Source organism: Bacillus sp. 1A (assembly GCF_052682215.1).
The window spans coordinates 5,655,218-5,674,364 of record NZ_JBQYLZ010000001.1 but is presented as its reverse complement, the minus strand read 5'-3'; the positions used below and the strand labels follow the sequence as shown (position 1 = coordinate 5,674,364).

Below are 19,147 nucleotides of genomic sequence, written 5' to 3'. Positions count from 1 at the left end.
ATAGTTTTACTACCAGTTAATTTAAGGTAAAGGGGAGAAAGTGCTAACACATTTTAGTATAATTGTGTTAGCACTTTTTTTTAAGGAGTAATGTATGAAGAAAATTATCGGTGTAATCGGCATGATTGTCATAGCATATTATGCTTTGCATAGTACACCATCTATGGCGGTGCGAACTGCTTTGTTTTTTGAAGGACATCCAAGCGTTGCGTTTTCTGGCGAGGTGACGAAAGAAAAAGATGTGAAAAAAGAAGCAATTCCAGCTGAGTACCAAACTTTATATGGTAAGGAAGAAGAATCAGAGCACTATTTCTTTCCGCACGTAAGGGCACATGGATCAGGAATTGATATGCTTAGTGCGTGCGTGAAGAAAAAATGGTTTTTCTATAAAGCAGAGCTCGGATGTTATTAAATGTAGGAGGTTGAATGATGTCAGCATATAACAAGTTAGTAAGAGATCGTGTTCCAGAGAAGATTTTAAGGTCTGGAAAAACATATACAGCACAAAAATTAACAGGACAAGCATACATACAAGCTTTAGCGAAAATTGGAACGGAAGAAATTCGTGAATTCGCTTCTATGAAAGAACGTGAACATGCGCTAGATTCACTTGCGGATGCACTAGAAGTAATTATCTCTTTAGCGCGTGCAGAAGGTGCAACAATTGAAGATGTAGAGCGTCTACGAAAGCAAAAAGAAATAGAGCGCGGTGGATTTGAAAGAGGCATTTATTTATTAGATGTGTCAGAAGAATAGTTTGATAGAAAACATAGTGTTCATGAATAACGCTATGTTTTTTTAGTGAATTTTAATACAATTTAGAAAATTTAGCTATATGAGTAGAGGATTTATAGTAAATTCGGTATACTAAATAGTAGAGAAAATGAGGAGGAAACGACAATGGCACATCATGCGAAAGAAACGATGGAACTTATTAAGGAGCTTGTCTCTATTCCGAGTCCGTCTGGAAATACAGAGAAAATCATTCGTTTTATTGAAAACTATGTAAGTGAGTGGAATGTAGAAACGAAGCGTAACAATAAAGGCGCTCTCATTTTAACGGTAAAAGGGAAAAATGATGCACAGCACCGTTTATTAACAGCACACGTTGATACGTTAGGTGCGATGGTGAAAGAAATTAAGCCTGACGGTCGTCTAAGTCTTTCTATGATTGGCGGATTTCGTTGGAACTCTGTAGAAGGGGAATATTGCGAAATTGAGACATCAAGCGGTAAGACGTATACAGGAACGATTTTAATGCATCAAACATCTGTGCATGTATATAAAGATGCAGGTGAAGCGAAACGCGATGAGAAAAATATTGAAGTTCGTATTGATGAGCGTGTGTTTTCAGCTGATGGAGTACGCGAATTAGGCATTGAAGTAGGAGACTTCGTTTCATTCGATCCGCGCGTTCAAATTACAGAGAGTGGATACATAAAATCACGTCATTTAGATGACAAAGTAAGTGTTGCAATTCTATTAAAATTAATTAAGAGATTACAAGACGAAAACGTAACATTACCATATACAACTCATTTCTTAATTTCTAATAATGAAGAGATTGGATACGGTGGTAATTCTAACATTCCAGAAGAAACGGTTGAATATTTAGCGGTTGATATGGGAGCGTTAGGTGATGGACAAGCATCTGACGAGTATACTGTATCTATTTGTGCAAAAGACTCTAGTGGTCCGTACCATTATGCACTGCGTAAACATTTAGTAGAGCTTGCGAAAACGAACAATATTGAATATAAAGTAGATATTTATCCGTACTATGGATCGGATGCATCAGCTGCGATTCGCGCTGGATTTGATGTGAAACATGCATTAATTGGAGCGGGTATTGATTCTTCTCATGCATTTGAGCGCACACATGAAAGTTCGATTGTACATACAGAAGCGTTAGTATATGCATATGTAATGTCTCATTTAATTGAAGAATAATTTCATAGAAAATAGAGAGGGCTGATTAAAAATATTATTTTTAATCAGCTTTTCATTTGGTAGGTAATTAATCGCTTTTTGAAATGTATTTACATTTATTATTCCTTATATATTCATCTTTAATAATTTAGGCAGGAAACGTATTTACTACAGTGATAGAATGTTATAAACTATTATAGGAGTTATTTTCCAATTAATATTTTTAATATTAGTTTGATTAAGAGAATTGTATAACGTGAGATTTCGAGAGGAGATTTAATTTTTATGAAGTACAAGGCAATAGCTGCTGGTATGTTAGCAGCAAGTTTACTAGCTTATCCAGTTAGTAGTTTAGCAGAAACGAAGAAGTTTTCAGATGTTCGAGACGACTCATTTGCAAAAGACGCAATTTACTATTTAGTAGAGCGAGATGTAATTAGCGGTATGACAAGTGATACGTTTGCGCCAAAAGGACTTTTAACACGTGCAGAAGCAGCGACAATTATAGCGAAAGCAATTGGATTAAAAGTGGATCCAGCTGGGAAACCATCTTTTAATGATTCGAAAAATCATTGGGCAACTCAGTATATTGCAGCAATTGAAAAAGAAAATATTATTTCAGGCCGAGGAGCAGGCGTATTTGATCCTGATGGAAAAGTAACGCGTGCTGAAATGGCCTCTATGCTTGTGAAGGCTTATAAATTACAAGGTTTAGTACAAGCCCCGATTACGAATAAATTTACTGATTTAGAAGATCATTTCGGTAAAGAAGCAGCAAATATTTTAGTAGCGTTAGAGATTTCAGCGGGTACTGGGAAGACAATTTGGAGTCCAAATCAGTCTATACCACGTGAGCAAGCAGCGCAAATGACGTATAAAGCGGACAAGCTAAAGAAAAATAATGATAATACGAGCAAACCAGAAGAAACAACGAAGGAAATGTATATAGATCGTCAGTTCATTACATATCACCAACCATCTTTATCATCAGGGATTACTGACATGCAACATGAGCCACAAAAAGTTGTAGTAAAAGAAGAGCGAGATGGATGGATTAAAATTGTAACGAGCAAAGGTGAGAAATGGACACCTTTAAAAGAAAAAACAGAAGTTATTAATGAAGGATTTACAACATATGCAGAAGCGTCACATTCTTCTAAAGTGCTAGCGAAACGTGAAGCGCAAAAAGTAGTAGTTATTGAAGAAAAAGATAGTTGGATTCGTATCCGTACAAATAGTGGCTTCCAGTGGGTTGATAAAAATCAATTAAACCCAGTAAAACAAGAGAACTTCTTAGAAGGCAAAGCAATTATTATTGATCCAGGTCACGGTGGAATTGACTCGGGTAATGTTGGTTATTATGAGAAAGAAAGTCATATCGTATTAGACACATCTTTACGATTACAAAAAATATTTGAGAAAAAGACACCATTTACTGTTAAGTTAACACGTACGAACGATACACGCCCAGGAGTAGATTCTAGTGATTCTTTAAGAAAAAGAGTAGAATTTGCTAATGAAAATAAGGGTGATATTTTCGTAAGTATTCACGGTAACGGTTCGGATGAAAAAAATGGACACGGTACAGAAACATTCTATTATGCAGCAGCACCGACAAGATCAACGAATCCACATTCGGAAGACAGTCGCTTATTAGCAGACAAAATTCAAAAACGCCTTGTAGCAGCACTTGGGACATATGACCGTGGTGTGAAAAAGGATATTTGGTACGTAGTAAAATATAATACAATGCCAGCTGTACTAACAGAATTAGCGTTTGTAGATAATAAGAATGATGCAAATAAACTCGCTACAGCAGCACAGAAACAACGTGCAGCAGAAGCGATTTATCAAGGGATTTTAGATTATTACGAAGCAAAGGGTAATAACGTATCTTCTTTCCGTTAATAAATCAAAAGAGATTGCCGATTGATAGGCAGTCTCTTTTATTTATTAACGTTTCTCTTTATTTCCGGCATGTGATATCATTTAATTTTACGTAAAAAGATATTCGAATAATTGTAATCATAATAATTTTAAACGATAAAGGATGATAATAGATTGAGTAATCATAGTACAACACCTGCATGTATATATACGTATGCGTTTCGTGAGGAGGAGCGTGCTTTATGTTACTTGGAAATGCGCTCGTTCTTTGGAATGGAGTCCCACGTTAATATTTTGAAAAGTGATGTCAAAATTGAACCGAGTAGAAGTGCATTTATGAAAGAGCGCGTTGAGGTTATGTATGAAGGAGACGACTTAGAAAGCATTCTAAAACAAGTGGAACAAATTGATTTGGCGGGAGCGTCGTTTAAAGTTATCTTCGTTAAAATCAATGACCTGGTTGGAGAAAATAAAATTGAATATGGGGAAAGACGTCTCATTGAACGCGACCTCGGTATGCATATTGAAGGAGAAGCAGATGTTCGTAATCCAGAGCGTGTATTCGGGATTGTTCCTCTTGGAGGACGCTGGTACTTCGGACATTATGTAGAAAGTGAGCCAGTTTGGTATCATCACATAAAAAAACCGCATAGTTATTCGACATCTCTTAGCACACGTGTTGCGAGATCAGTTGCAAATATTGCTGTACCAAATCCAGATGGAGTACGAGCAATTGACCCGTGCTGCGGTATTGGAACAGTAGTAGTAGAAGCACTTTCTATGGGAATTAACATCGTTGGTAGAGATATTAATCCACTTGTAGTTCTTGGAACGAGAAAAAACATCGCACATTTCGGATTTGAAGGGACAGTAACAATAGGTCCAATTGAGGAAATTACTGAGAACTACGACGTTGCAATTATCGATATGCCGTATGACTTATTTACGCATGCAACACCAGAAGACCAGTTCTCCATTCTTTCAAGTGCGCGCCGCATCGCTAAAAAGGTAGTCGTTGTAACGATGGAAACAATGGACGACATGATCCATGAAGCAGGATTTGAAATTACAGATCGCTGTGTTACAAGAAAAGGATCATTTACTAGACAAATTCTCGTTTGTGAATAAGAAAGGAAGGTCACCCGTTTGGGTGACCTTCTTTGTTTGATATTGATGTGTGATTGGTTGGTAGAATGGAGGAGTGATTTGACGGAATTTGTCGGTAAGTCGATATTCCATGTCGAATCGTCGATATATTTAAAAAATCGTTGATATATTCTGAGAATCGCCGATATCGCTACATTAGCATATTACTGTTCTTTTAATTTCTCTTGTTGTACAAGTAATAAATTGCGTAAAACGTGTCCGCGGTAACTTTCTAGTTTTCGTCCTTCATGATAGCGCACACCTAATTTTTTTAATTCAGCTACGTACCAGCCTTTTGTTCCGTAGTACATTAGATCACTTCCTTTTTGCTTTTGAACAGTATATGTGGCGGGGGGAGAGAATTTTCTTTTTTATTCAGCATTAGTGCTACAAATTTGAAAAACATGTAAGAAGAGTATGATATCACTTCTATTTCTAGGTTATAAAAATAGGCTTTATAGTAAGAATTTCTAAAAATATAAAGGGGGAATATGCTTTGTTTCCAGGTACTTTATATGAAACACATGTTAAAACAAGAAATTTAGAAGTAGCAAAAGAATTTTATACGAAACTTGGATTATTTCATGCTCGCACAATTGAAGAACGCCGTGTAGCATTCTTTTGGTTTGATAAAGCTAATAAGAAGGAGCAAATGCTGGGCATTTGGGAGGTATCAGAAGAAGCATTCCATAAAAGTCACTTTGCATTCAAGGTTAACTATGAAGAAATCATTCATGCAAGGGAATGGCTTCTGAATAAAGGAATACATCCAAGAGCAGCTTTTGGTCTTGAACCGTCTGAGCCTATGGTTCAGACGTGGACACCTACTGCGAATCTTTATTTTTATGATCCTGACGGTAATTCTTTAGAATTTCTATGTTTACTTCCTGAAAAGAAAAACGTAAAACAAGATGTCATGCATTTAAGTGAGTGGGAAAAATTGCCGAGTGAAATATAAATTTGATTTTGGCTCCAATCCCGCAAATCTATTTTAAAAGGAACTATAACCTCGCCTATGCGGCATCACACCCTGAGTTTTCGGGGTTTTTTGTTTTGGATTTGGTGAGTGCGGGACTAGGGTTTAATAATCACCGACTGTCTACTGTATAAAAAAATAGACAGTAGTGTATGCTTTTTTTTACAATGTATACAAATTTATACCCTATGCGTTGGCATGATATTTGCAATAAAAATAGTATCAACATATAGGGGAGAGATAGAAATGAAGGTTAGTAAAGTGTACACGACAATTGATGCTCACGTAGCTGGGGAACCGCTTCGAATTATTACAGGTGGCGTGCCAGAAATAAAAGGAGAAACGCAGCTAGAAAGACGCGCATACTGTATGGAGAATTTGGACCATCTTCGCGAGGTTCTTATGTATGAACCGAGAGGGCATCACGGTATGTACGGTTGTATCATTACTCCACCTGCAAGTGCTCACGCTGATTTTGGTGTATTATTTATGCACAATGAAGGCTGGAGTACGATGTGTGGTCATGGCATTATTGCTGTTATTACAGTCGGAATTGAAACAGGTATGTTTGAAGTGACAGGTGAGGAACAAAAGTTCATTATTGATAGCCCTGCTGGGGAAGTGATTGCGTACGCAAAATATAACGGGAGCGAAGTAGAGTCTGTATCATTTGAAAACGTTCCTTCATTTGTATATAAGAAAGATGTTCCTATTAAAATAGATAACTATGAATTTCAAGTAGATATCGCGTTTGGCGGAGCTTTTTATGCGGTAGTAGATAGTAAAGAATTTGGTTTGAAAGTTGATTTCAAGGACTTATCTGCTATTCAAACGTGGGGCGATAAAATTAAGCACTACATCGAGAGCAAAATGGAGGTAAAGCATCCACTTGAAGAAGGGTTAAAAGGAATATACGGCGTTATTTTCTCAGATGAACCGAAAGAAAAAGATGCAACTTTACGAAATGTAACGATTTTTGCTGATGGGCAAGTAGATCGTTCTCCTTGTGGCACAGGAACTTCCGCAAGAATCGCAACTCTTTTTGAAAAAGATGCTTTACAAGAGGGAGAAATTTTCGTCCACGAATGCATTACTGACGGGAAATTCGAGGGGGAAGTATTATCGGTAACCGCAGTAGATACATACGAAGCTGTCGTTCCGAAAGTAACGGGGCATGCCTTTATTACAGGATTTCATCAGTTCGTTGTAGACCCGAGAGATGATTTGAACCGGGGGTTTTTGTTAGGATAAGAGGAGGAGGTGGAAAGATATGCTAGTCATAAGCGCGAACGAACAAAGAAACTTAGTAAATATGAATGAAGTCATTGAATACGCGGCGCTTGCTTTAAAAGAATTTTCCGCAGAAAGAACGATTACACCAATTCGCAGCTCATTACCATTTGCGAACGAGCAAAACACTGCATTAATTATGCCTTCAGTAGCGGAAGGACTTGAGGCACTTGGCTTAAAAGTAGTAACAGTAGTCCCTGAGAACAAAAAGATAGGAAAGAAAACGATAAACGGGATTGTTATGCTATCAGACTTTCAAACGGGAGAACCGCGCGCACTTTTAGAAGGATCCTACTTAACGATGATTCGAACAGGCGCCTTATCAGGAGTAGCGACAAAATATTTAGCTCGCCATAACGCAAAAACTTTATGCATAATCGGGACCGGTGAACAGGCGAAGGGAATTGCTGAAGCTGTATTTGCGGTAAGAGATATCCAAAAAGTCATTTTATACAATCGAACAGAAGAAAAAGCATACGCATTTGCGCAATATATACAAGAGAAATTTGGTAAACCTGCATATGTTCACACAAATGCAAATGAAGCAATAAGTGAAGCAGACATCATCGTTACAACTACGAACGCATCCACACCAGTCTTCTCAGAAAAACTACAAAAAGGCGTCCACATAAACGCCGTCGGCTCATTCAGACCAAGCATGCAAGAACTACCATCTCACGCCATCGCAAGTGCAACAAAAGTAGTAGTCGAATCAAAAGAAGCAGCATTAGAAGAAACAGGTGACCTTCAAGTTCCGATACAGGAGGGTTTATTTGAAGCAAACAACATCCACGCTGAACTCGGACAAATCATTAGTGGAGAAAAAGCTGGTAGAGAGAACGATGAAGAGATTACTGTTTTTAAATCAGTTGGTTTGGCGGTGGTAGACATTATTGTTGCGAAGTATTTGTATGAGAAAGCGGTGGAGTGTGGAGTGGGGAATAGGATTGAGTTTTGAGGGAGACTGCCTTTTGGTGGTCTTTTTTTGCGTAAAATCTTGTAAAGTAAGTAAAAGTAGAATATTTAATCTTTCTATTGAATATTAATATTCTAATATTCAATAGAAAGATTAAATATTTAAAAATTCATAATAAAATATTATAATATATTTAGTAAAATTAACCAATTCGTATTTTACTCATTATGTATTAAAGGGGAAATGAAAATGGCTGGACAAATTCGCATGTCACCAGAGGAGCTTAAATCGAAAGCCGCTCGATATGGACAAGGTGCAAATCAAATTGAGGACATTTTAAGTCAACTACAAAACTTACAAAATGAATTAAGAGGAGAATGGGAAGGTCGTGCTTTTGAAGGTTTTGACCAACAGTTCAATGAATTAAAGCCAAAAGTACAAAACTTTGCACAGCTATTGCAAGAAATTAATATGCAACTTAATAAAACTGCAGAGGCTGTTGCTTCTCATGATGAAGAATTATCACGTAATTTCGGTTTGAATTAAAAACGCTTTACTCTATATAACAAGTATTTCAAATGAGCCATACAGCTTATAGTGTATGGCTCATTTGATTGCATGCCCAGCGAGTGATATTGATAAGGATATATAATGAGATTTCTTTAATACATTTGGAAAATGTATAGAAAGGGTTTGAAAGAATGGGACAATTTCAAAGTAATTTACAAACAGCAACGCAAATTGCTACGAAAATGGGATCAGCCTCTGATAGGATTCAAAGTGCAACCAGTCGTTCTATAACAAAGGCGACGCGTACAACGTTGTCTGTTAATTTCAAATCACAAGAAGCAAATCAGCAAGTTTTAGACTTGACGAAACAATTTTCCGCTGCTTTTCAACAAGCGGTTGATAATATTCATTCGGTAGCTAAAGAATTTGAGAGAGTGGATAACGAACTTCACAATACTTTTCGCTAATGTGACAACCTACGTAAAGTAAAATAGTAGGAGGAATATGATGAGTCAAGATATTGAAAAACAAATTAATCAAGTAAATCAAAAGTTACGAAGTGTATTTGAAGAACAGGACCGAAATCAATTTGCGATTCAAAAACAGGAAAAAGTAGAAGAAGATTTTCATGTATGGAAGAATCAAAACCATCGTTTGTTTGATCGTATTTTAGGAACTTGGCATAAAGATAGAGAAATGTCATTGTTTTTTATGGATATGCGTCAAGAAGCACAATACATCGAACGAAAACTTACATTTGAATTGGAAAGCCAAAAAGAAACATTGTTTAAAGAGAAACGAGATCTTAGGGATTTAGAAAATGATTTTTCTTATGAGAAACAAAAATTAGTAAAGGAGACCAATTCATGAGTTTAAATATGTATTTGGGAGAAGTACAAAACCAAACTCAAAGTATGAATGCTGTATGTGCCGCTACTATTCAAGGCATGGAACAAGCGATTCAGTCGATTGATGCTTTTGCAGTTGATACTGTTTTACAAGGACAAACATATAGTAGTGCAAAATCATTTTTTGTACAAACCTTTCGTCCTTTAGCGCAAGGTATTATTTACTTATGTGAAGAACTAATTCGTCAGAATAATGCCTTTCCAAGTCAATTTCAATCACAGGTAGCTTCAACAGATGTCATTGAGCAAGAAATACGAGAACAAATTCAAGAAATTAATCAATCGATTGCAAGTATAGAAATGATGAATGCCGTTACACCAATGCCTGGAATAGATGCACTTGTGGCTGTTTTAGTTGAGATGAGAAAAAAACTTGAAGAAAAACTAGAGCATCTATATGAATTTAATTATACTTCTAGTAGTAATTATGATACAGCACTTCAACTAGCATCTAGTATTGCTATTGGTCTTGCTGAAGTTCAAAGTGGAAAAGGGTTTAGTCCTGCAAGTGGTACATTTAGTACACAAGGGTTGAATATGGAATGGACAACTTCAATTCAAGCGATTACAGAAGAGAGGGCACGACAAGCTGCCAATTCAATTGAAGAAGGTGAAATGTGTGGTAAGCTACCTGAAAAATCTACTGGTGAAAAAATTTGGGACGGTATTGTAGATGGTACGGGACAAGCAGTTAGCGATACAATAGACGGAATAAAAGCTTTAGGAGATTGGGAAACGTGGGAAAACATGGGGAACGCTGCTTTGCACCCTATTGATACCCTCAGTACGATGTATAATGTATTGTCAGATTCATTTATTAATGATGTAATAAATGGAGATGCTGAAAGTCGTGCTAAATGGGGAAGTTATGCTTTAACACAAGTTGGATTAGGACTTATTGGTGATAAAGGATTAAGTAAAGTATCGAAGGTAGCAACTACTGCAAATCTAACAAAATTCTCAGAAGGTATTTCGTCTGTTTCGAATCATTTACCATTGAAAGAAAGATTTGCATTCGCAGGTACTAGTGGCTTTGGTAGCAATCAGATAAAAACTTTTGAAGCTTTACAAGAAGCCCGTGATACATTTATGTTTTCTGAAACTGGTGGAAGAAGTAGGGTTAAAGGTGTACAAGAAGTAATAAAAGATTATGCGGATAAAGTTCTTGATAGAGTTGAAGTAAAAAATGAGTATCCTGATTCGTATACAGCATCTAAAATATTACGTGAAGAACTTAAGGATGCAGGGATTGAACCACCCCCATATTCTAATGCAGCACATCATCTAACACCTTGGAACGATAGTAGGGCAGAAAAGGCACAAAAATTATTAAAGGAATTTGGGATAGACCATGATTCGGCGGCTAATGGAGTATTTTTACCTTATAAAGTTAATGAATACGTGACTACTGAAGTCTTACACATAGGAAAGCATAGTTCAGAGTACATACTTGAAGTAGAGAGAGTATTAAGTCTTGTTAAGAAACGGGGCGGTACGCAAGAAGATGCTGTTGACGCCTTACATGATATAAGAGAACGTTTATTGAATGGTGAATTAAAATTAAATAAACCGAAGAAAGAGTGATCTTATAATAGAAAAATAACAAAGGAGAGTAAAAATGAAAATTTGGGAATTAAAGAGTTCATTTGATGACTATGAATCCTTTCAACTATTGAATTTAGAAGAAGATTCTAAAAAGTATTTTGAAGGAAAAATTGACTCGGCAGTAAAAGCATCTGATTCATGGGGAGAAATACGTATTAAATGTGTAGAAGAAGGAAATCAAAGTGATTTGCCTCATTTTTGGGGAGAAGTTGGTACACCAATGGTTAGTGGGAAAGCTAAAAAATTCTTAGAGTCTATATTTGGTGATAATGTAGAATTTCTTCCCCTAATTCATGATGTGACGGGAGAAGTGTATTATATAATTAACGTTTTAAATGCAATAGATGCTATTGACTATGAGAAAGCTATACTAAAGAAACTACGTTCTGGCTTAGTAATAGATTTCAAAAAATACGCATTCTTACCTAATATGGTTAAGAACCAAACAATATTTAAAGTTTACTTAAATGAAATATTACATATTCCTTCCGTTTTTGTATCAGATGAATTTAGAAATACAGTGTTAGAAAGTGATTTAAAAGGCTTTGAATTTGTAGAGGTATGGGATTCAGAAGCAAACATGTAAAAGAAAGTCCTAAAATAATTGATAGGAGTTAGTGACCTGGATGCAAAGGTTTTAGAAATTCTAAGAATGTTAAACAATTATGAGGGAAATGAAAAAGAAATTTTTGAACTGATTCAAGCTGAAGCGATGGTGAAATTTATATGTGGAAAAATCTGATTTTAGAAATTGAAAAAATAGAGAAAAGTTTTAATGATAAATTGAATACACCAGCAACAGATAGTGAAGTTAAGAAATTAAGAGAACGCATAAAAAAGAGTTTTAATGTTGACCTACCGAGTGAATATGAGGAGTTTCTTAAAACTGTAAATGGATTAGATTTTAACGGGCTAGTACTTTATGGAGTTGACTCTTATTTGTTAGATACAGAAAGGGACGAATCAATTTGTGGGCTTATAGAAACCAATGAGATTTGGTATGAAAATGAATTTCAAAAAGAGTACCTTTTCCTTGGAGATTCAGATATAGCATGGTTTTGTAAAAACATATCCGAAGGTACTTACTTAGAACTTGATAAACCATCTGGTACAGTGATGGAAACATATAATGATTTCAATACAATGCTTGAGGAAGCATTGAAACCAACTCTTCTTTAGTAAGGAAGTAGTAAAAATTATGTTTAACTTTTTGAAAGAATATGTTGTAGCAGACAGAAGTGTCCGTTCTAAACAAAAAACTATTTTCTATCCTATATATCAAGATGAGATAGATGAGGCAGAAAGCTTATTACAAATGGAACTTCCAAAAGAACTGAAACGCTTTTATCATGAAATAGGTTGTGGGTTTTTAAATTCTGATAAAAGAACGTTTTTTAACAGATTTATGGACCCGATTTCAGTTGCAGATTTCCGTTTAAGGCAAGATATTTATGAATATAATCCCAATCTAGATGATGTAGATGATGATGAATCATTAGTGTTTTTTGAAGTAACAGAACTTAACTTTTTAACCATTAAATTTAAAGAGGAAAATGAATTAGGTCAATGTCCTATTTACTCTGAGGATGAGAAAATAGCGGATTCTTTAGAAGAATTTTTAATTAAAATGGATGAAAATCCTGACTATTATATTTAATCTTTTTAAGACTTGCTTTAAGGTGTAGCATTTGAAAAATATCTAATCATGAGTAAAAAAGCTTATGTATAACCTGCATAAGCTTTTTTAATGTCCATTACCTTTTTTTATTGAAAGTACTTTGAATAGACGATACAATCAAATTTAGGTAAGCAATAAACTTTATACTTCTAACCAATAAATAGAAGTTTTTAATAATTGTTATGAAATATACAATGCCTTGATATAGTGATGGTTATACAGTATCCATGTCAAAAGCAAAACCTACGAATTCTGAGTTCATCACAATGGTTGAGGATAAGCTGAGACTTGAATATAAGGCTTCGTAAACGCTCATATAACAGTGTTTTTGATTGTTTAGCGGTAATGTAAAGTTACCAACAAATAATGTTAATGCATTTTAATAAACACCGTCTTTTATTGGTTTGTAAATCAAACTAATGAGAGGCGGTGTTTTTTTGTTTTGACTGAATTTGAATTACAGCTAGGTAATTTTATGCTGTACTGTTCAAGTAAAAACTTATCGACTAAAACGCTGAAAAGCTATGATCAGACTCTAAACGGTGGAGAGTGGTCCTCGTTATCACGTATTTTCGGTCATTCTAGTGTAGAGGTAACTCAAAAAGGTTATTTAGATTTTACAGATTCAGAAATAGGTAAAAAGTATCAAAAACATTCACCATTAAATCACTTGAAAGTTTAAAGCGAAGAAAAAAGAAGTCGATAATACCTTTAAAACGACTCCTAAATTAGAAAATCATATTAAAAACATAGACCCCTCTGTTCCAAGAAGGAGAGGTATTGGTAGAGCGCACGTTCTTTCAAGAGAATGGACAGGTGTTGACAGTAAAGAGATAACTTGGAGAGGATAACATAAAGATGGAGAAATCTCTTCTTTTTTTCCAGAATAAATTAAAGATATACGAGGAGAGATATGTATGCAAAGAGAATTTAGATTAAAAGATGAGGATTTACTAGATTTAACTCATTACCCTATACAAGCAGTGTTTAATATGGTAGATGATGAAAGATTTTTAAAGGTAATCAATTCAGTCTGTGAAGGAGTAGGATTTGGAGAGGAATATGGCGCATGTACTTTTCCAGGAGATTTGGATGAGTATGATATTGCCAATGGAGATTCATTTGAAGGTGTAGAATTTGCATTATACAGTGGTGATGAGGTAATAATTGATTATCAAACACTTTATCATTATTTTAAAAAAATGTGTGAGGGTTATTCAAAAAAGTATCCAAACACAATTAAGAGATTAGAAGACAGTCTTAACAAATTTATTGAATTATATAATATTAATAGGGGGATGGAAATTTAGAAAGGTTTTTTCCTGGCTTAGTAGAGGTACCAAATGAGGGAATTGTGACGGAAAACATATAAAATGTTATAATATCATTTGGAATATATAACCTTTTGATTCTAGGAAACAAAAAATCTACTAGTTGTTATATCGCAAAGAGAGAAAGGAAATAAATATGTTTATAAAAAAAGTAATAAGTAGGGGGCGCGTTCAGAGTCTACTCATTCCCATTTTGTTTCTGGCACTTATCATATCTGTTTCTAGCGTAGAAGCATCAGAACAACAAGCCATAAATAAAAAACGTGAACTACGTGCCGTTTGGATTTCAACTGTGTTCAATATCGATTGGCCAGTGAAAGGTGCAAGCGCTGACGAACAAAAGAAACAGTTTATTAACATTTTAGATGATGTTAAATCAATGGGGATGAATGCTGTTGTTGTACAAGTAAGGCCAACTGGTGATGCATTTTACCCATCAAAACATAGCCCATGGTCAGAGTATTTAACAGGTACACAAGGAAAAGACCCAGGCTATGACCCACTAGCATTTATGGTAGAAGAAGCGCATAAGCGCAACCTAGAATTCCACGCATGGTTGAACCCATATCGCATTACAACAAGTCACCAAGATGTAAATAAACTAGCTGTAAATCACCCAGCTAAACAACATCCTGATTGGGTTGTTAAACACGGCAAGCAACTGCTCTATAACCCTGGCATCCCAGCTGTTCGAGACTATATTAAAAATAGCACTCTCGAAATTGTCCAAAACTATGATGTAGACGCGATTCATATGGATGATTATTTCTATCCATACGCAGATGCGGAAAATTTCAAGGATGAAACAACTTACGAAACATACGGGAAAGGTGAAAATAAAGACGATTGGAGACGTGAGAATGTCAACACACTTGTTCGCGATTTATCAACAAGTATTAAACAAACAAAATCTCACGTGAAATTCGGAATTAGCCCATTCGGTATTTGGAGAAACAAACATAATGACACACAAGGTTCCGAGACAAATGGCTTATCCGCTTACGATAACATCTATGCTGACTCAAGATTATGGGTGCATAAAGAATGGGTGGACTATTTAACACCTCAAGTTTATTGGAGCATTGGCCATAATGCCGCAAACTATGACGTAATAACAAAATGGTGGAACAACGAAGCACAAGGAAAGAACATACACCTATACATTGGACAAGCTGCTTACAAGATTAATAACGATTCGGACAAGGCCTGGGAGAACCCGACTGAGACAAACAATCAATTGGCTCTTAACTCAACACTTCAAAATGTAAAAGGAAGTATGTTCTTTAGTTACCGCAATTTAAAGACAAATATATTAGGTATCAAAGATCAATTACGAGCAAATGCGTACAAATACCCAGCATTAATTCCAACTATGCCTTGGTTAGATAACTCTGCGCCAAGTAAGCCTTCTATACATTCTGTGACAGACGGTCCTAACGGTGCAACAATCTCATGGAATAACAATGCTGGTAATGACGCGGCCTATTTCGTTATCTATCGTTTTAACAGAGGACAACTAATCGACGGAAACAACTCATCTGTGATTGTCACAACAATTCGTAACAACGGTTCAGAGGTACTATCATATGTAGACAATGCAGTAACGAATAGTAGTGACTACACATACGCAGTTTCAGCAGTAGACCGCCTTCATAACGAAAGTGACCTAGTTCCGGCTTCTACGCCTGAACCTGAACCAAAACCTGAACCAAAACCGCAATTCAAAGATGTATCTACTAACCACTGGGCTTTGACTTATATTAATTTTCTAGCTGAAAAGAAAATTATTTCAGGTTTCCCAGACGGGACATTCAAACCAGAAGACAGACTCACTCGTTTACAAGCTATTTTTATGATTTTGAACGAAAAAGGTATTAAAGATTTATCTAATGTATCCAATCCTAATTTTATCGACGTAAATCCTAGTACTTATGGGTACAAAGAAATTGCAAAAGCAGTTGAATTAGGTATTGTTACAGGCAAAGTAAACGACAGCGGCCAAAAATATTTCGATCCAAATGGCGTGTTAACCCGTGCTGAAATGGCAACTATTTTAACTCGTAACTATAATTTAAATGGGACACACAGTGAAGAATTCTCAGATGTTCCAAAAGGTTATTGGGCACATTCGTACATTCAATCATTAGCCAAAAATGGTATTGCGGTTGGATATGGCAATGGAATGTTCGGACCAGGGGATCCGTTAACACGAGAACAGTTTGCGACTATGATGGCGAGAACGATAAATGAGGAATTACGTTAACATTTTAACGCCAAATATATTTCAGTGTGATTTGTGGTGTGCTGTGATTTAAAATTTCTTGCAACATAGCCACATCCTTAGTTTGTTTATAGAACCAATAGCCGGAGGTTTTATGCATGGTGTGAATCCCGATAGATTCGATACCAGCAAAATCTCCGGCTTTTTGAATTTTTTGATAACCCTAGATCTTATTAATGGGTTGATCTTCTTTTCGAGAAGGGAATGATATTTCACAGAAGGTGTAAAATGGGATGTTGATTTAGATGGTGATGGTGAAGATGATAGTAGTAAAGGAGAAATGAAAAAAGCTTGGTCAACAATAGCAGGGTGGTTTAATTAATATGAAAAAAAGTCTAGATTTTAATAAGAAAGCTTTTGCACATTATATGGCTCTTTATCCTGTAAATGAAATAAGAGTCCACGTAATTGGTCTTGTCCTTTTGGGGGCAGATGTGTTCGTTCTTTTGCCTGCCTTTGCGAATCCTTTTCGATTACTTTATGTATATATAGTAACTCCTCCAGTTATTTTTTTAAATTTGTGGGCGATATGGATTGCTATCAATCCTCGGAAACGACAATTACAATACACTCTATTTCGAGGAGTATATGGCACCATATGTTCAGTCGGATTATTGGTTATAACGCAAAAATTTGCCTATGAAGTGTTGCAATTACAAACTCCTATCTATTTTATTCTTTCATTTGGTTTGTATGGTGTTGCTTTGTATCATTTTTATAAAAATCATATTGAAAAACTTCAGGAACCAAGAAAAAAATCAAAGTCGTCGAAAGGAACTGGTGGTGTAAAAGTAGCAGCTATTGCAGCTGGATTGGGGCAGTTAATTGCTAATATAATTCTTAGCATTGCAACACAACAAATGGGGGCAATTGTATTTATGTGTGCATGCACAGTGTTTTCGTTTGCTTTGTTTTATATGATTATAGAACTCCATAAGTATTATTACTTACGGAAGCATATAGAAGATGGAGGGAAAATACGTATAGGCTTTTAAAGAGGATTTGTTGCATTTCAAGTGTATAATCGCATTCTTCTTATGGAAGCCATTCACGAGACTTATAGCAATAAAAGATGTATAAGTGGAAGATTATATTCTAGTAAAACATCTGAAGGAATGGAAATTAGGTTTGTTCATATTAATGATAAGATTATAACTGTTTATCCAATGTATTAAAGAATGTGAAGTACTCAAAAATGAAAGTAACTACTCAGCCCATAGTTAAAAATGCAAGACAATATAGAGGGAATTGCTAAGAAGCACTCCCCCTAAGTTTCAGATGAAATTAAATGATTGAATATTTATATTTAAATAACCGACTATTTATGCTTTAATATTTCTATGTACATAACTGGGATGATTAGGAAATTATATTTAATATGTTTTAAGAAAGGGGAATGTTTTTTATATGGAAACTCCAGAAAATCAATTTAAACGTGCACTTAATCCGTGGTTCTCCATTTGGACAAAACCACGTGATACAATGAAAGAAATTTTTATATCCAAACCTAAGAATGTGTTTTTGCTCATTTTATTAGGCTCATTCGTACAGGCTTTAGATCGAGCATCTTCTAAAAATGTGGCGGATTCAATAAGTAGTCCATTTTCAATAATCTCAATAGTTATACTCGGTACCTTCGTTGCTTTCTTAATTTATTATTTTTTGCTACCAGCGTTATTTAATTGGGTGGCAAAAAAACTTGGTGGACAAGGTACCTTTGAAAAAACACGTTACTCAGTTGCCTATTCTTATATCCCTTACGTTTACTCTCTTATATTAGTTTGGGTGCCTTCATTTTTCTTGTTTGGGATAGAAAACTTTACGAGTGAGACACCAGAAATGGATAGTAGCATAACTTTAACGATTTTGTTTCTTATTTTTGCCATAATTGATATAGTTATTGGAATTTGGACAATCATTATTTCCTTAAAATGTTTAGGAGAAGCACACCAATTTTCAGCATGGAAAGCATTATTAACAATAATAGTGTCCTTTATGATTATCATTCTTCCTTTGGTAATAATAGTATTTCTTATAGTAGGGGTTACAACCCTTTAATAATTTATTTGCTTCGTATTTATCCAAACGTTTTCTACTTGGCGAAGCGTATGACCTTTATGATCAAATTGATCGCCCGTTTTACGGCCTGTTTTTCTTATTATCAGTGTTAACAGGAATTTGTGAAGGCAAACTTAAAAATAAAAATATTAAACCATTAAAACCTTAGGGGATCTGAGTAGATTGTCTTTGTTTGTCCCTTATTTTCCAATTGGAGAATAAGGGACAAATTTTTATGGAGGAGTAAATGCAGCCTTTTACCATTCCCGCCATTCTTCTGTTATATCTTCTTCGGATTCTAAGCCAGCTATTCGTGCTGCTGTATCGATAAATTCATAGAGATCTTCTCTTTCCATTGTTTCGATAAAATGGTCATGTTCGATATTTAGTTCATTTATTTTAATAACTACCTCTTTAACAACTTGCATTACTTCGACTTCGGTTGGATTCTCTCCTAATCGCTCTAAATGGTTAATGTAAGTGTCAAGAACCTTATTTGTTGCACTTATATTTTCTTCAGTGAAAAATTCCCCATCTTCATCATACTCAACCCATGAGGTTGTTGGTTTGTTTTTTTTCAATTCATCAAATGTCATGATAACCTCCTAAATGTGTTTTTTTGTCTTTAATCC

General features: G+C 35.4%; 21 protein-coding genes and 3 pseudogenes. 21 read left to right on the top strand and 3 right to left on the bottom strand.

Annotation, left to right across the window (positions count from 1 at the left end; all coding sequences use genetic code 11):
* The first annotated feature begins 94 nt into the window (after positions 1-94).
* From ACUN0F_RS29085 to ACUN0F_RS29065, 5 genes are all read left to right on the top strand, one after another.
* Positions 95-412, top strand: a complete 318-nt coding sequence (locus ACUN0F_RS29085) for a hypothetical protein (RefSeq protein ID WP_046953866.1) — start codon at positions 95-97, stop codon at positions 410-412.
* Between the two features lie 17 nt (positions 413-429).
* Complete coding sequence (locus ACUN0F_RS29080; RefSeq protein WP_046953867.1) at positions 430-756, top strand: nucleoside triphosphate pyrophosphohydrolase; 327 nt, start codon at positions 430-432, stop codon at positions 754-756.
* 144 nt (positions 757-900) lie between these two features.
* Positions 901-1,950, top strand: a complete 1,050-nt coding sequence (locus ACUN0F_RS29075; RefSeq protein ID WP_000930040.1) for a M42 family metallopeptidase — start codon at positions 901-903, stop codon at positions 1,948-1,950.
* A 264-nt stretch (positions 1,951-2,214) separates the two neighbouring features.
* Positions 2,215-3,837 (top strand): N-acetylmuramoyl-L-alanine amidase, encoded by a 1,623-nt coding sequence (locus ACUN0F_RS29070; protein ID WP_327973917.1) that lies wholly within the window; start codon positions 2,215-2,217, stop codon positions 3,835-3,837.
* A 153-nt stretch (positions 3,838-3,990) separates the two neighbouring features.
* Entirely contained in the window at positions 3,991-4,944 is a 954-nt protein-coding gene (locus ACUN0F_RS29065) for a TRM11 family SAM-dependent methyltransferase (protein WP_445540615.1), read from the top strand.
* Positions 4,945-5,126: 182 nt separating this feature from the next.
* On the opposite strand, the gene ACUN0F_RS29060 is transcribed toward ACUN0F_RS29065, so the two are convergent.
* The gene (locus ACUN0F_RS29060; protein WP_000291377.1) at positions 5,127-5,273 is read right to left on the bottom strand and encodes a YflJ family protein; all 147 of its coding nucleotides are present in this window, start codon (positions 5,271-5,273) and stop codon (positions 5,127-5,129) included.
* A gap of 185 nt (positions 5,274-5,458) precedes the next feature.
* On the opposite strand from ACUN0F_RS29060, the gene ACUN0F_RS29055 reads away from it, so the two are divergent.
* The 14 genes and pseudogenes from ACUN0F_RS29055 to ACUN0F_RS28990 all read left to right on the top strand — a co-directional run bounded on the left by ACUN0F_RS29055 (position 5,459) and on the right by ACUN0F_RS28990 (position 16,439).
* The gene (locus tag ACUN0F_RS29055; protein ID WP_445540614.1) at positions 5,459-5,920 is read left to right on the top strand and encodes a VOC family protein; all 462 of its coding nucleotides are present in this window, start codon (positions 5,459-5,461) and stop codon (positions 5,918-5,920) included.
* Between the two features lie 216 nt (positions 5,921-6,136).
* Positions 6,137-7,189, top strand: coding sequence for a proline racemase family protein (locus ACUN0F_RS29050; protein WP_445540613.1), 1,053 nt, complete (start codon positions 6,137-6,139; stop codon positions 7,187-7,189).
* Between the two features lie 19 nt (positions 7,190-7,208).
* Positions 7,209-8,186 (top strand): ornithine cyclodeaminase family protein, encoded by a 978-nt coding sequence (locus ACUN0F_RS29045; protein ID WP_445540612.1) that lies wholly within the window; start codon positions 7,209-7,211, stop codon positions 8,184-8,186.
* A gap of 207 nt (positions 8,187-8,393) precedes the next feature.
* The gene (locus tag ACUN0F_RS29040; protein ID WP_000918589.1) at positions 8,394-8,690 is read left to right on the top strand and encodes a WXG100 family type VII secretion target; all 297 of its coding nucleotides are present in this window, start codon (positions 8,394-8,396) and stop codon (positions 8,688-8,690) included.
* Positions 8,691-8,845: 155 nt separating this feature from the next.
* Complete coding sequence (locus tag ACUN0F_RS29035; RefSeq protein ID WP_445540611.1) at positions 8,846-9,121, top strand: TIGR04197 family type VII secretion effector; 276 nt, start codon at positions 8,846-8,848, stop codon at positions 9,119-9,121.
* A 40-nt stretch (positions 9,122-9,161) separates the two neighbouring features.
* Positions 9,162-9,524, top strand: a complete 363-nt coding sequence (locus ACUN0F_RS29030) for a DUF3958 family protein (protein ID WP_445540610.1) — start codon at positions 9,162-9,164, stop codon at positions 9,522-9,524.
* Positions 9,521-11,146 carry an AHH domain-containing protein gene (locus tag ACUN0F_RS29025; protein WP_445540609.1) on the top strand — a complete coding sequence of 542 codons (1,626 nt, stop codon included), beginning with the start codon at positions 9,521-9,523 and terminating at the stop codon, positions 11,144-11,146. Before ACUN0F_RS29030 ends, ACUN0F_RS29025 begins: the two co-directional genes overlap by 4 nt.
* A gap of 34 nt (positions 11,147-11,180) precedes the next feature.
* On the top strand, positions 11,181-11,753 hold the full coding sequence (locus tag ACUN0F_RS29020; protein ID WP_000707079.1) for an imm11 family protein: 573 nt from the start codon (positions 11,181-11,183) through the stop codon (positions 11,751-11,753).
* A 140-nt stretch (positions 11,754-11,893) separates the two neighbouring features.
* The gene (locus ACUN0F_RS29015) at positions 11,894-12,346 is read left to right on the top strand and encodes an SMI1/KNR4 family protein (protein WP_264463048.1); all 453 of its coding nucleotides are present in this window, start codon (positions 11,894-11,896) and stop codon (positions 12,344-12,346) included.
* A 19-nt stretch (positions 12,347-12,365) separates the two neighbouring features.
* Positions 12,366-12,824 (top strand): SMI1/KNR4 family protein, encoded by a 459-nt coding sequence (locus tag ACUN0F_RS29010; protein WP_445540608.1) that lies wholly within the window; start codon positions 12,366-12,368, stop codon positions 12,822-12,824.
* 233 nt (positions 12,825-13,057) lie between these two features.
* Positions 13,058-13,153, top strand: a pseudogene (locus ACUN0F_RS29005) (sporulation transcription factor Spo0A); the annotation flags it as partial.
* Between the two features lie 227 nt (positions 13,154-13,380).
* Positions 13,381-13,527, top strand: a pseudogene (locus ACUN0F_RS29000) (integrase); the annotation flags it as partial.
* Positions 13,528-13,762: 235 nt separating this feature from the next.
* On the top strand, positions 13,763-14,155 hold the full coding sequence (gene cdiI, locus ACUN0F_RS28995) for a ribonuclease toxin immunity protein CdiI (protein ID WP_445540607.1): 393 nt from the start codon (positions 13,763-13,765) through the stop codon (positions 14,153-14,155).
* 157 nt (positions 14,156-14,312) lie between these two features.
* Entirely contained in the window at positions 14,313-16,439 is a 2,127-nt protein-coding gene (locus tag ACUN0F_RS28990; protein WP_445540606.1) for a family 10 glycosylhydrolase, read from the top strand.
* Positions 16,440-16,443: 4 nt separating this feature from the next.
* On the opposite strand, the pseudogene ACUN0F_RS28985 reads toward ACUN0F_RS28990, so the two are convergent.
* Positions 16,444-16,662, bottom strand: a pseudogene (locus ACUN0F_RS28985) (tyrosine-type recombinase/integrase); the annotation flags it as partial.
* A gap of 118 nt (positions 16,663-16,780) precedes the next feature.
* Between ACUN0F_RS28985 and ACUN0F_RS28980 the strand changes: the two are divergent.
* On the top strand, positions 16,781-17,452 hold the full coding sequence (locus ACUN0F_RS28980) for a hypothetical protein (protein WP_445540605.1): 672 nt from the start codon (positions 16,781-16,783) through the stop codon (positions 17,450-17,452).
* A gap of 412 nt (positions 17,453-17,864) precedes the next feature.
* Positions 17,865-18,515, top strand: coding sequence for a Yip1 family protein (locus ACUN0F_RS28975; protein ID WP_445540604.1), 651 nt, complete (start codon positions 17,865-17,867; stop codon positions 18,513-18,515).
* A 257-nt stretch (positions 18,516-18,772) separates the two neighbouring features.
* Here the strand turns inward: ACUN0F_RS28975 and ACUN0F_RS28970 are convergent, their stop codons facing one another.
* Positions 18,773-19,111: a hypothetical protein gene (locus tag ACUN0F_RS28970; RefSeq protein ID WP_264463044.1), complete on the bottom strand. Its 339-nt coding sequence runs from the start codon at positions 19,109-19,111 to the stop codon at positions 18,773-18,775.
* Between the last annotated feature and the right edge of the window lie 36 nt (positions 19,112-19,147).

What these genes read in the sequence shown, in the direction of transcription:
- ACUN0F_RS28975 (WP_445540604.1), top strand. Translation starts at nt 17,865, where the DNA reads ATGGAAACTCCAGAAAATCAATTTAAACGTGCACTTAATCCGTGGTTC.
- ACUN0F_RS29035 (WP_445540611.1), top strand. Translation starts at nt 8,846, where the DNA reads ATGGGACAATTTCAAAGTAATTTACAAACAGCAACGCAAATTGCTACG.
- ACUN0F_RS29040 (WP_000918589.1), top strand. Translation starts at nt 8,394, where the DNA reads ATGGCTGGACAAATTCGCATGTCACCAGAGGAGCTTAAATCGAAAGCC.
- ACUN0F_RS28970 (WP_264463044.1), bottom strand. Translation starts at nt 19,111, where the DNA reads ATGACATTTGATGAATTGAAAAAAAACAAACCAACAACCTCATGGGTT.
- ACUN0F_RS29010 (WP_445540608.1), top strand. Translation starts at nt 12,366, where the DNA reads ATGTTTAACTTTTTGAAAGAATATGTTGTAGCAGACAGAAGTGTCCGT.
- ACUN0F_RS29060 (WP_000291377.1), bottom strand. Translation starts at nt 5,273, where the DNA reads ATGTACTACGGAACAAAAGGCTGGTACGTAGCTGAATTAAAAAAATTA.
- ACUN0F_RS28980 (WP_445540605.1), top strand. Translation starts at nt 16,781, where the DNA reads ATGAAAAAAAGTCTAGATTTTAATAAGAAAGCTTTTGCACATTATATG.
- ACUN0F_RS29075 (WP_000930040.1), top strand. Translation starts at nt 901, where the DNA reads ATGGCACATCATGCGAAAGAAACGATGGAACTTATTAAGGAGCTTGTC.
- ACUN0F_RS29070 (WP_327973917.1), top strand. Translation starts at nt 2,215, where the DNA reads ATGAAGTACAAGGCAATAGCTGCTGGTATGTTAGCAGCAAGTTTACTA.
- ACUN0F_RS29080 (WP_046953867.1), top strand. Translation starts at nt 430, where the DNA reads ATGTCAGCATATAACAAGTTAGTAAGAGATCGTGTTCCAGAGAAGATT.
- ACUN0F_RS29085 (WP_046953866.1), top strand. Translation starts at nt 95, where the DNA reads ATGAAGAAAATTATCGGTGTAATCGGCATGATTGTCATAGCATATTAT.
- ACUN0F_RS29030 (WP_445540610.1), top strand. Translation starts at nt 9,162, where the DNA reads ATGAGTCAAGATATTGAAAAACAAATTAATCAAGTAAATCAAAAGTTA.
- ACUN0F_RS29045 (WP_445540612.1), top strand. Translation starts at nt 7,209, where the DNA reads ATGCTAGTCATAAGCGCGAACGAACAAAGAAACTTAGTAAATATGAAT.
- cdiI (WP_445540607.1), top strand. Translation starts at nt 13,763, where the DNA reads ATGCAAAGAGAATTTAGATTAAAAGATGAGGATTTACTAGATTTAACT.
- ACUN0F_RS29015 (WP_264463048.1), top strand. Translation starts at nt 11,894, where the DNA reads ATGTGGAAAAATCTGATTTTAGAAATTGAAAAAATAGAGAAAAGTTTT.
- ACUN0F_RS28990 (WP_445540606.1), top strand. Translation starts at nt 14,313, where the DNA reads ATGTTTATAAAAAAAGTAATAAGTAGGGGGCGCGTTCAGAGTCTACTC.
- ACUN0F_RS29050 (WP_445540613.1), top strand. Translation starts at nt 6,137, where the DNA reads ATGATATTTGCAATAAAAATAGTATCAACATATAGGGGAGAGATAGAA.
- ACUN0F_RS29020 (WP_000707079.1), top strand. Translation starts at nt 11,181, where the DNA reads ATGAAAATTTGGGAATTAAAGAGTTCATTTGATGACTATGAATCCTTT.
- ACUN0F_RS29025 (WP_445540609.1), top strand. Translation starts at nt 9,521, where the DNA reads ATGAGTTTAAATATGTATTTGGGAGAAGTACAAAACCAAACTCAAAGT.